Genomic DNA, 10,355 nt, shown 5'->3' on the forward strand with positions numbered 1-10,355 from the left:
TACACTCCTGCCGGCCAACCTGCCAGCTTATACTTTACATTGCACTACATTTACAAACAATATTTTAATATGAAGATTGCAACCTATAATGTAAATGGTGTGAATGGCCGCCTGCCGGTTTTACTAAAATGGCTGGAAGAATCAATGCCGGATATCGTTTGCCTGCAGGAGCTAAAAGCGCCGCAGGAAAAATTTCCTTTGCAGGATATAGAAAATGCCGGCTACAAAGCAATATGGCATGGTCAGAAAAGCTGGAATGGGGTAGCCATTTTATCGCGCGGAGAAGCGCCGCAGGAAATACGCCGCGTATTGCCGGGAGACCCGGAAGATTTGCATAGCCGTTATATGGAAGCCAGGATAAGTGACCTAACCATTGGATGCCTTTATCTGCCTAACGGCAACCCGGCGCCAGGGCCAAAATTTGATTATAAACTGAAATGGTTTGAGCGTTTAACACAACATGCTGCTGAATTATACCGGAGCGGTGAGCGTGTTATATTAACCGGCGATTACAATGTAATGCCCACAGCGCTTGATGTATATAAGCCGGAACGCTGGGTGGAGGATGCATTGTTCAGGCCGGAAACAAGGGCCGCTTTTCATAAATTGCTTGACCAGGGTTGGACGGATGCCATCCGCAAATTATATCCCAATGAAGTTATTTACACTTTCTGGGATTATTTCCGCAATGCTTATGGCCGCAATGCAGGCCTGCGCATAGATCATTTTTTACTAAGCCCTGATGTTTCAAAAGATCTTGTTGCAGCCGGCGTTGACAGGTTTGTGCGCGGCTGGGAGAAAACAAGCGATCATGCACCTGTGTGGATTGAACTGCAGAATGAATAGGTTCTGCCCAAAGAACTTTATTGCTTTAAATATTTGCCCAATGCTTTTCCTGCATCGGCATAGGCTTCCGCAATCCTGCCACCAGTATCAAAATCGTAGCCGCCAAAAGTTCTGCCCAATGCATTGTCAACAGTGATCTTTGCAATTACATTACCCTGGTTTGCCGTTTCAACAAGCAGTACAATGGCATCTATCTGCGCATTTTTTCGCGCTACGCCCACATTAAACCCCGGTTCTGTAAAAATGGTTTTAAATACCATTGTATATTTGGCGCTTTTGCTATTGGTTTTATTACTGTATTCTGTAAAAAGCGTTTCAAACTTTGGCTCAAAACGGCTTTGCCTGTCATCAACCCATGCCTTTGCCCATCTGTCGCCACGGCCGGCTTCTTTATTATTGTACTCCTCTGTTTTTTTAGCTATGTAATCAGCTTCTTTATCAAACTTGCCTACGCGCATACTGTCGTAGGTGTATTCAAAGTTTATGGCTGTTTCGGCTTTTACGGCATCTATGCTGCCTTGTATTAACCTGATCTTTTGTGCTTTAAGGCTATCTGCAAAAACAAATAGTGCAATGGCTGCAAGTGCGATTGATTTTTTCATTGGTTGTGTTTTTATAATTGTTTTAATTAGTTGTCATCAGGGGTTGTAAAATAAACAATGATAGGCTATCTGTAAAATAATTTAGGGGGTTTGCTAGGGCAGGCGCATTAAAATTCTTATGACGCCATCGGCCCGATTCAATTTTGTAAAGCCGTGCTTTAGCACGGTTATAGATGAATTTCGATAGAGGTGAGTGCCAACGGCACAGCCTGCCCCGACTATTCGGGGATGCATAATGTAACGAGCCGATGGTTCAACAACATTTTGGTGGTTTGAAACGGGTTGAAACCCGTTTTTACAATATTTTTTCGAGGCTACGCCTCTTTTTATACATTTAAAATTTTAATGCGTCTGCTCTGGGGGATGTGCGGTGATCTATCTGTTATCAATTGCATGCACGGAGAGGTTAGCGCACCTCTCTCATTTTTGTCGCACCCATACCAGGTCTTCAATGCTAAAGCCTGCCTGTTGTGCAATCTGCAAATATTCGCTCGTAATATTTTCCGGCATTATTTTTTCCCTGGAAAGCAGCCATAAACAATTGAAGCTATCTCCTGCCACGAGCGCATATTTATAGTCTTTATCAATAGCGATAATATTATAGCCTGCATGCACCAGGCCGAAAGAAACCTTTAAATGAGCTATATTTTCATCGCCGGTAAACCGGGCTCTGCCTACCATTTTTTCCATCTTATGCTTTTTAAAGTTATAGCCCCTGTTCACCACCTTTACAGAGCCATCTTTATTCAATGAATATTCTGCTGTAATATGCTGCAGGTTTTTTTCCCGGCTGCATTCAAGCCTTGTTATTTCGTACCACCGGCCCAAATACTTTTTTTTATTGAAACCGGTTACTGCATTAAGGCCTTTGGGAGTTGTTTTCTTAGGGTGCAGGATTATATAAGCGATCCCCGCCATTGTCAATGCAGCGCCTGCTGCAATTAAACACTTCTTTTGTTTCATAATGGCTTAAATTAATTCAATACATAATCATATATCACTCCATACTTTTTCAGGTTAGGTTCATGGCATACATAATAATATTCACGCCAAATTTTGTATTGTCTTCAGCCAGGAAGCGTTTATTCCGGTAGTCATAATCCCATTCGCAGCCATAGTCCTTATTGCTGTATAATAAGCCGATGCGGCCATTTATTTCAATTGCCTTCAGGTAGTCATGTACCAGGTCGTCGCCCCATCCGTTCAGTTCAAATGATGTAGATGGCGGCCCTTTTTCAAATGAAAAAAATGAATGATAAATTTCATGGGTATTGGGGATTTTTTTTAACGCGTCTTTTCCAAACAGGCTGTTTACCTGGGTTTCAAAAGATTTGGCAAACAGCCCGTCAATATCGTGATTGCAATCGTCTGCAAAAACAAAACCGCCATTCTCAATGTATTGCTTAAAATTTTCGGCTTCCTTTTTATCAAATTGTACCAGCTTATGCCCGCTGATATAGCAAAAAGGATATTGAAACAGCTCATCACCGGAAAGCTCAACCACTTTCTCCGTCATATTAACCGGGATGGTGGTGTATTCCAGCAACGAGTTAAGTATATTGGCCGGCATGCGCTGGTCTGTATCCCAGTCGCCGGAGCGGTATTTTAATCTTACAAATGTGAACGCAGCGTTATGCATTGCTCAATTATACAAATAAAAAAACAAGCGCCGCTTTTTATTATGGAAAGTTGGCGAAACCTTATCTCATTTATAAAACCTTTATGGCCGATATTTCACCCGTTCAGCACCGGCATAATGCCGGTGTTTTCAGAACAAAAAAAACTCCCTGCGCGTTGACCTTACACCAATGGTTGACCTGGTTTTTTTGCTGATAGCTTTCTTTGTTTTTACTACAACTATTCAGCAATCAACATCCATGAAGCTGGTTTTGCCCGATAATACAAAACCTGCCAGGCCTTCTTTAATTCCTGAAAACAAAACGCTGAATATTTTACTGGGCGCAAATAATAATGTGCATGTTTATAGCGGTACAGCGCTTGCGGCTGAAACGAATGCCGGCAGCAGCGCCACCGCACTGCGCCATGCCATTCTTGAAAAGAAAGCTGCTATAAAAAAGGTTTACGGATCAGATACGGGCATGGTAGTTTTAATAAAGCCAACGCCGGCGGCTACCTGTTCAGATGTGGTGCATGCGCTTGATGAAATGCTTATCTGTAATATAAAAACCTATATGCTGGTGGATGCAGGTGAAGCTGAATTAAAAGCAATAGAATGAAACCGAGCATGATAATTTTTTCTCACACAGGGGAATGTGCATAGCGAGGTTCCATGAGACAACTGAAAAAACAAATATGCACGAATGAAATAAACCTGTGCAAACTCTGTATCTTAAAATTTATAAACCCCTTTCCCAAGCAAAAAAGCAACGCCGAAATTGCGTTGCTTTTTTGCTTTGCCAAATGTTTGGGCATGCTTATTTTTTCTTTGTGCTGTCTTGCTTTTGTTGATGCATTTTTTGCATTTGCTGCTGCATTTGCTGCACCTTGGGGTTAACCGGCTGGGGTGGCGGGGCGTCTGTTACATCTTTTACTTCAATATCAAAAATAAGATTTGAAAAAGCCGGGATTTCTTTGCCCTGCGCCTGCGGGCCATAACCCAGCATGGCGGGTATAAATAATTTGCCCTTTCCGCCTTTGCCAAAGAAAGTAATGCCATCGCTGAAGCCCGGTATCATTCCCGGAGCGTCCACTACAAAATCAAGCGGTGCGGTATGCCCTTTGGTAGTGTCCATATTGGTATCGAATACATAGCCGTTTGTAAGCAGGGAGCCACGGTACATAACAGAAACTTTCTTTCCGGAATCTGCTTTCAAAGCGGGGTCGCCTGCATCTTCCACCACCACATAAGTGCCGTTCTTCCCTTTTTCTCCTTTCAGGTTGTGTTTGGCGAGGTAGGCTTCTATGGCTTTTTCCTCATTGCCTTTTTCATCGTCCAGCGATTTTTTATAATCGGCTTCCACGTCTCCCTCTTTCTTAAACACCTGCAGCAGCTTAACCTTTGCAAGCATAACCTGGCCTTTTACAAACAGGGGGTCATACCCCTGTATCATTCCTTTATTTTTCAGGGAGTCAATGCTCATGCTCACCACGGCGCTGTCGCCCACGTTCATGAGCGGTATAATTTCCATAAAGCTATATTGTGCCCGCTTGCTGGTATCTACCGGGCCATATCCGGGCAGGCTGCCGAATGTGCTTTTTAAAACCGAATCGCGGTCCATCAGCCTGAATTCCACATTGAATTTTATAAATTCACCGGCTTTGGGCTTTTGCGTTCCGTTTCCCTTGAATATTTTGTAGGTTAAGCCTGAAGGCGCTTTTTCATAATTTATACTGCAGGCGGCGAAACTTATTGCAAGCAGTGCGGCTATGAATGTTCTTTTCATTTTTTTGTTTTTGTTTTATACAGATTTTTATGCCAACTGTTTTTCGTATAGTTTGATTACTTCTTTAAATTTTTTAAGGCTTTCTTCCAGCGTATCGGAACTGCGGCCGCCTGCGGCATTTTTGTGGCCGCCGCCTTCAAAATGATTGCGCGCCAGTTCATTCACGTCAAAATCGCCCTTGCTCCTAAAGCTCCATTTGCGTTCTTCCGTCCTGTCAATTAACAACGCGCCAAGCTTAATGCCTTCAATGGTAAGCAAATAATTTACCAGGCCTTCCGTATCGCCGGTTTGTATCTGGTATTTCTGCAGGTCGTATTTTGAAACAGCCATTACCGCCGTATTGTATTCATACAGCACATCAAGGCGGTTAAGCAGGGCATTGCCTATAAAACGCAGCCGGCTTTCCAGGAAATTATCATAAATATTTTCGTGAATGATACTGTGATTCAACCCCAGCTCTTTTAAGTGCGCTACTGCCCTGTGTGTTTGGGCAGAAGTAATGGCAAAGCGGAATGAGCCGGTATCGGTCATAATACCGGTATAAATGCAGGCAGCCATATCAAGGTCGAGTTTATCTGAAAACGGCGATTGCACTATAAAATCATATATCATTTCACAGGTAGAGCTTTTTGTGATGTTGCTTATGCCATAATCAAAATGTTCTTCTGCCGGCTGTTCGTGATGGTCAATCAGCGCCTTTACGCATTTAATGCCCAGCAGCAGAGTTTCCATTTTCTTGGTGCGGTGCATGGCGTTAAAATCGAGGCAGAACAACATGTCGGCATTTTCCAGCAGCAGGGTTGCTTTTGCCGTTTGCGCTTCAAAATCAATCAGCTCTTTTATACCCGGCATCCAGTTTAAAAACTTTGCCCAGTTGGTAGGAGAGATGACCGTAACATGATGGCCAATTTTTTTAAGGAAATGAAATAATGCAAGCGCAGCGCCCATTGCATCGCCATCAGGCTTCTGATGCATGGTGACTATAATATTCCTTTTATCTTCCAGTAATGGATATAAATGCGCTATCGGCTGCATATAAAGGCGGCAAAATTGCGCCTTTATATGCACACGGTCAAATGATTTTTCGTTTGCAGCCTATCTATAACAATTTGCTTTGATTTTAACAATTGGCTATAACTTAACTTTGCGGCGAATGTTTAAAACTATGAGCAATATAACTTTTACTATGATAAAACCCGATGCAACGGGCAAATCATACACAGGCGCTATCCTCGACCGGATTGTTAAAGCCGGCTTTGCTATTAAAGCGATGAAGTGGACAAGACTTACCAAAGAACAGGCCGGCGCCTTTTACGCCGTACATAAAGAAAGGCCTTTTTACGGCGAACTGGTTGAATTTATGAGCAGCGGCCCTATTGTGGCTGCCGTTCTTGAAAAAGAAAATGCGGTTGCCGATTTCAGGAAATTAATTGGCGCTACCAATCCTGCACAGGCAGAAGAAGGTACCATACGCAAAGATTTTGCTTCTTCTGTGGGCGAAAATGCGGTTCATGGCAGCGACAGCGATGAAAATGCCGTAATTGAAGGCAATTTCTTTTTCTCGCAAGTAGAAAGATTTTAAATAAAACTTGTTTTTAATAGTTGCAGATACTTACATTTGCACTTTAAGGGTTTAGGGTTGAAAAAAGGGGCGTCGATTCTTCGTCAGCCCCAATTTTATTTCAAGGCCTTATACAAGCTGCCCCCCTTATTAAAAACCCGCTCAATATTCTTTTCAACAACAGTATCTTTTTCCAATACAGGCGCATGATGCGGCTTGCTGCGGGCGTCTAATACAACTGCATCGCAGCCCCAGTGTTTATGGCTGTAAAAACTATTGATGCCGTATATATCGTAAGCAGGATTGCAGCGCGTGAAGGTGGCCCATAAAAAATTATGTAAACTGTTTGCCATAAAGGAAGCATCATCGCAAACAATAATAAAAGGTGTTTGCTGCAATGCTGTTGCTGTGTTGCATAGCTGTTCATTCAATTGCTGCATTTCCGTTTCGGCATTTGTATAATCGGTGAATTTTTTTGTTTGAAGGCAAACAATGCCGGGCAATGCCAGTTGTGCATTTTCAAAATTTTGCAGTTGTGAAAATTCAAATGGAATGGATGTGCATAATTCTCTCAATACATCTCCATAAGCTGCAAAAACAATCTTGCTGCCCTGGTTAAGCCCTGTGCCCGAATAATCAAGCGTATCAATGGTTGTGTTGGTATAAAAATGAATATCCCTTTTAAGGTTAATGCGCTTCAATACAAAATCAAAAAAGGCAGGAATGTTTTGGGGCGATAACCTTCGTTCATCATCGGCCGTAATAAATAAAAATTTAGCCAGGCTTAACTGGCCGGTGCCCAAAATATGATTGGCGATGGTAAGTATTTCTGCAGGCTGTTTTGTTTTATTGTATGGCGTATAGCGTTCGCTGCCTGTAGCCAGCAATAAAGGGTGTACGCCGGCCGCATCAACTGCATTTACCTGCTGCAGCCCGGGTATCTCTTTTGCCAGTGCACTGCCTGTAAGCTCGTGGATCAAATTGCCAAAAGCCGTGTCTTCCTGCGGTGGGCGGCCTACCACAGTAAATGGCCATATCGCCTTATTTTTTGCATACAGTTTTCTTATATGCATTACAGGAAAATCGTGCCTTAAGCTATAATAACCGAGATGATCGCCAAAAGGCCCTTCCGGTTTATTCTCACCCGGAAACACTTCGCCTGTTATAATAAAGTCTGCATCGGCGCTTATGCAAAAACCATCTTTATAAAAATACCTGAAACGCCTGCCGCCAAGCAGGCCTGCAAACATCAGCTCGCTCATGCCTTCGGGTAAGGGCATTACGGCCGCCAATGTATGTGCCGGCGGCCCGCCAACGAATATGCTTACTTTCAAAGGCAGGCCTTTTGCATTGGCTTTTGTTTGATGCACGCCAATGCCGCGGTGTATCTGGTAATGCAATCCAGCCTCTTCATTCAAAATATAATTGTTGCCTGTAAGCTGAATGCGGTACATGCCCAAGTTTGACCGGTGCACGCCGGGCTTCGTAATATCTTCTGTATAAACCTGCGGCAGTGTTATGAAAGCGCCGCCATCTTTTGGCCAATGCCGGATTAATGGAAGGTCTGTGATCTTTATTTCGTTGCGTATTACATGCGAAGTATTTATTTTTTTGGGAAGCGATGATAAAGCATTGACACTATTCTTTGCTGCACGGAAAGGATGTTTAAATATTGCCTGCGGGTTATTTCTTAAGCTGATAATTTGCTGAATGGGCCCAAAGCGTTTCCTGAAAATAAATCGGCTCCTTTCCATGGTGCCGAAAATATTGGAAGCAGCGCGAAATTTTGATCCTTTTACATTTTCAAATAATAAAGCCGGGCCCTCCGCCTCATGCACCCTCAGGTGAATAGCGGCCATTTCAAGATGGGGGTCAACTTCTTCTTTTATTCTTATTAAATGACTATTTTTTTCGAGGTCGTTAATACAGTCTTCAAGTGTTGTATAAGCCATGGTGATGCAAACCTATAAAATAACCATCAGCTTATGGTTCATTAAGCGCAAGGGTGCATTTTTATAGTTTGGGGCATTTGAGCGATTTCATTTTTTTATGCCTGCCTGCGCCAAACAGGTCGCTGTTGGGGAATATGTAAATGATAGAAAGGGCGGAAGTATAATAATTGTCGTTTCTTGAAGCATTTCCGCGGGCGCTGCCTTCATCGGGGAAAGTTTTTGCGGGGTCAAGTTCATCGCCCCTGAAAGAAACATTCACTGCAAGCTGTCCCCTGCCATTCAGCAGGGCTGTTTCATCGGGATAAGTTGTGCTTACATCATCAAGATAATCTGTAAATAAAAAACGGCTGCAAAATTCCAGCGCTACCTGCCACGCATCTGTAATTTTATATTTAACGCCCAGGCCAACCGGTATTGTAAATTGTGTAAGGGAATAAGGTTTTCTATCCGGGTATATGGAAAGCCCCTGGCCTTCTGTACCCAGGCGCCTTAAATAAACCCTTTTTCCGTTGTAAAAAGTATAAGGGTTATAGTAAAAAAGCCCGGCGCCTGCAAAAATATACGGGGTTATTTTTTTTTCATCAAGCTTAAAAAGGTCATATTGAAGCATCAGGTTGCCTTCTCCCAGTTTGCTTTTAAAACTCAGGTTGCGGCCTTTGTATCCGCCGGTTGAATCGCTGCCCTGTATCCTGCCATAGGTAAGCGATCCTCTTATGGTGAAATGATTAAAATTATACAGCAAACCGCCGCTTATGGCAAACTCAGCCTGGCTGAAAGTATATGCTTTCTTTTGCAAATCGCCACCATAATTCATTATGCCCGGCGAAACATATATACCAAAACTTTGGGCAACCGATGAATTGGAAATGATTAAAAACAACGCGAAAAAAACAGTGCAAACAATCTGTTTCCCACTTAACATAGAGTTTTTCATGTGTAAATAACGCTCAATAACAAAAATTATTCCTTATATAGCTGCATATTGCTAAAGAATGATAAAATTAAAATGGCTGCAAATATCAACAGGATTAAGAAAACTGCCAATAATATCTGATGCCGGATAAATATACGTTTGCTTATTTGGGTAAACGGTTGCATGAGCGGATTACAATAACAGTTTTCTTATTGCCGGCTTAAAATTTGAAAGCATATCCCATACAAACCGGTTGTTGTCATGTCCCCTTTCACCAATATTAATTATTTTACAATGTGCGCTGATTTTTTGAGCAATATCGTTTACAAGCCTGATGGTGGTAAGCTGTTTTATGGCGCAGGCAAATTGTTCTGCAAAAACATGCGCCCATATTTCAACCGTTATGGAGTTGTCTGAAACATTAAAGGGTTTATTGTATTGGGCATTAAATTCTTTTTTTATGGCTGATATAAGTTCTGCAGTGGCATCTTCGGGCAAATCTTTTACCAGTTTAAGTAATTGATCATTGCTAACGATGCCAATACTGTACTGGTGAAATAATACCTGTATGCTTTTGTTCCTGATGGTTATGTCTTTCTTCATGCTCTAAAAAACATTGGCCTTGTATTTTACATCCGGTTCTTCCAAAGCGGGTCTTTTACAAAACTGCTGTCGTTTAATGTTTGCAAAAAGGCAGCCAGTTGCTCCGCTTCTTTATCCGTCATTGCAAAACCGCGCCTGCCATTATGTATAAGCAATGTATTAAGGTTAGGGTTATCCTGCACATAAAACCTGTATTGCGGAATGATGATCTGAACTGGTACAACTGCCCGTTATACATGTAGGGCGCTGTATAGGCAAGGTTGCGCAGCGAAGGCACTTTGAATTTATACAGGTCGGCAGAATCGTGCGTTATATTATACACGCCTTTATCTTTCGCTGAAGCAATATTATACTCCTCACGGAATAAAAATGTGCAATCGTTAATTAGTCAAAGTACAAGTCACCCGGGCTTATTGCCGACCTTACATTTTCGCTTCATACGCGGCATTCCGGTCGGTGAGACACCGACCGGAA

At 42.5% G+C, this 10,355-nt stretch carries 11 protein-coding genes and 1 pseudogene; 3 read left to right on the top strand and 9 right to left on the bottom strand.

The genetic code is table 11. The features are described from left to right. Positions 1-69 precede the first annotated feature (69 nt). Positions 70-846, top strand: a complete 777-nt coding sequence (xth, locus tag QM629_RS08945) for an exodeoxyribonuclease III (protein ID WP_415159329.1) — start codon at positions 70-72, stop codon at positions 844-846. 17 nt (positions 847-863) lie between these two features. Here the strand turns inward: xth and QM629_RS08950 are convergent, their stop codons facing one another. From QM629_RS08950 to QM629_RS08960, 3 genes are all read right to left on the bottom strand, one after another. Next, entirely contained in the window at positions 864-1,448 is a 585-nt protein-coding gene (locus QM629_RS08950) for a hypothetical protein (protein WP_415159331.1), read from the bottom strand. A gap of 420 nt (positions 1,449-1,868) precedes the next feature. Next, positions 1,869-2,411: a lipocalin family protein gene (locus QM629_RS08955; protein ID WP_415159333.1), complete on the bottom strand. Its 543-nt coding sequence runs from the start codon at positions 2,409-2,411 to the stop codon at positions 1,869-1,871. 49 nt (positions 2,412-2,460) lie between these two features. Then, entirely contained in the window at positions 2,461-3,087 is a 627-nt protein-coding gene (locus tag QM629_RS08960; RefSeq protein WP_415159335.1) for a DUF4159 domain-containing protein, read from the bottom strand. 145 nt (positions 3,088-3,232) lie between these two features. On the opposite strand from QM629_RS08960, the pseudogene QM629_RS08965 reads away from it, so the two are divergent. Further along, a pseudogene (locus QM629_RS08965) lies at positions 3,233-3,685 on the top strand (ExbD/TolR family protein); the annotation flags it as partial. A gap of 198 nt (positions 3,686-3,883) precedes the next feature. Here QM629_RS08965 and QM629_RS08970 read toward each other — a convergent pair. Both QM629_RS08970 and QM629_RS08975 read right to left on the bottom strand, forming a co-directional pair. Further along, complete coding sequence (locus QM629_RS08970) at positions 3,884-4,852, bottom strand: FKBP-type peptidyl-prolyl cis-trans isomerase (RefSeq protein ID WP_415159337.1); 969 nt, start codon at positions 4,850-4,852, stop codon at positions 3,884-3,886. Between the two features lie 27 nt (positions 4,853-4,879). After that, positions 4,880-5,887 carry a DHH family phosphoesterase gene (locus QM629_RS08975; protein WP_415159339.1) on the bottom strand — a complete coding sequence of 336 codons (1,008 nt, stop codon included), beginning with the start codon at positions 5,885-5,887 and terminating at the stop codon, positions 4,880-4,882. Between the two features lie 130 nt (positions 5,888-6,017). Between QM629_RS08975 and QM629_RS08980 the strand changes: the two genes are divergently transcribed. Then, a complete protein-coding gene (locus tag QM629_RS08980; RefSeq protein ID WP_415159341.1) occupies positions 6,018-6,434 on the top strand; it encodes a nucleoside-diphosphate kinase in 417 nt (138 codons plus the stop codon). A 95-nt stretch (positions 6,435-6,529) separates the two neighbouring features. On the opposite strand, the gene QM629_RS08985 is transcribed toward QM629_RS08980, so the two are convergent. The 4 genes from QM629_RS08985 to QM629_RS09000 form a co-directional block, all read right to left on the bottom strand. Beyond that, positions 6,530-8,365, bottom strand: coding sequence for a UbiD family decarboxylase (locus QM629_RS08985; protein ID WP_415159343.1), 1,836 nt, complete (start codon positions 8,363-8,365; stop codon positions 6,530-6,532). A 61-nt stretch (positions 8,366-8,426) separates the two neighbouring features. Beyond that, entirely contained in the window at positions 8,427-9,287 is an 861-nt protein-coding gene (locus tag QM629_RS08990; protein ID WP_415159345.1) for a DUF6089 family protein, read from the bottom strand. Positions 9,288-9,470: 183 nt separating this feature from the next. Next, complete coding sequence (locus tag QM629_RS08995; RefSeq protein WP_415159347.1) at positions 9,471-9,881, bottom strand: hypothetical protein; 411 nt, start codon at positions 9,879-9,881, stop codon at positions 9,471-9,473. A gap of 26 nt (positions 9,882-9,907) precedes the next feature. Beyond that, entirely contained in the window at positions 9,908-10,063 is a 156-nt protein-coding gene (locus tag QM629_RS09000; protein WP_415159349.1) for a hypothetical protein, read from the bottom strand. Positions 10,064-10,355: the final 292 nt, after the last annotated feature.

Source organism: Parafilimonas sp., assembly GCF_047606085.1.
Taxonomy (GTDB): domain Bacteria; phylum Bacteroidota; class Bacteroidia; order Chitinophagales; family Chitinophagaceae; genus Parafilimonas.

What these genes read in the sequence shown, in the direction of transcription:
- xth (WP_415159329.1), top strand. Translation starts at nt 70, where the DNA reads ATGAAGATTGCAACCTATAATGTAAATGGTGTGAATGGCCGCCTGCCG.
- QM629_RS08950 (WP_415159331.1), bottom strand. Translation starts at nt 1,448, where the DNA reads ATGAAAAAATCAATCGCACTTGCAGCCATTGCACTATTTGTTTTTGCA.
- QM629_RS08955 (WP_415159333.1), bottom strand. Translation starts at nt 2,411, where the DNA reads ATGAAACAAAAGAAGTGTTTAATTGCAGCAGGCGCTGCATTGACAATG.
- QM629_RS08960 (WP_415159335.1), bottom strand. Translation starts at nt 3,087, where the DNA reads ATGCATAACGCTGCGTTCACATTTGTAAGATTAAAATACCGCTCCGGC.
- QM629_RS08970 (WP_415159337.1), bottom strand. Translation starts at nt 4,852, where the DNA reads ATGAAAAGAACATTCATAGCCGCACTGCTTGCAATAAGTTTCGCCGCC.
- QM629_RS08975 (WP_415159339.1), bottom strand. Translation starts at nt 5,887, where the DNA reads ATGCAGCCGATAGCGCATTTATATCCATTACTGGAAGATAAAAGGAAT.
- QM629_RS08980 (WP_415159341.1), top strand. Translation starts at nt 6,018, where the DNA reads ATGAGCAATATAACTTTTACTATGATAAAACCCGATGCAACGGGCAAA.
- QM629_RS08985 (WP_415159343.1), bottom strand. Translation starts at nt 8,365, where the DNA reads ATGGCTTATACAACACTTGAAGACTGTATTAACGACCTCGAAAAAAAT.
- QM629_RS08990 (WP_415159345.1), bottom strand. Translation starts at nt 9,287, where the DNA reads ATGTTAAGTGGGAAACAGATTGTTTGCACTGTTTTTTTCGCGTTGTTT.
- QM629_RS08995 (WP_415159347.1), bottom strand. Translation starts at nt 9,881, where the DNA reads ATGAAGAAAGACATAACCATCAGGAACAAAAGCATACAGGTATTATTT.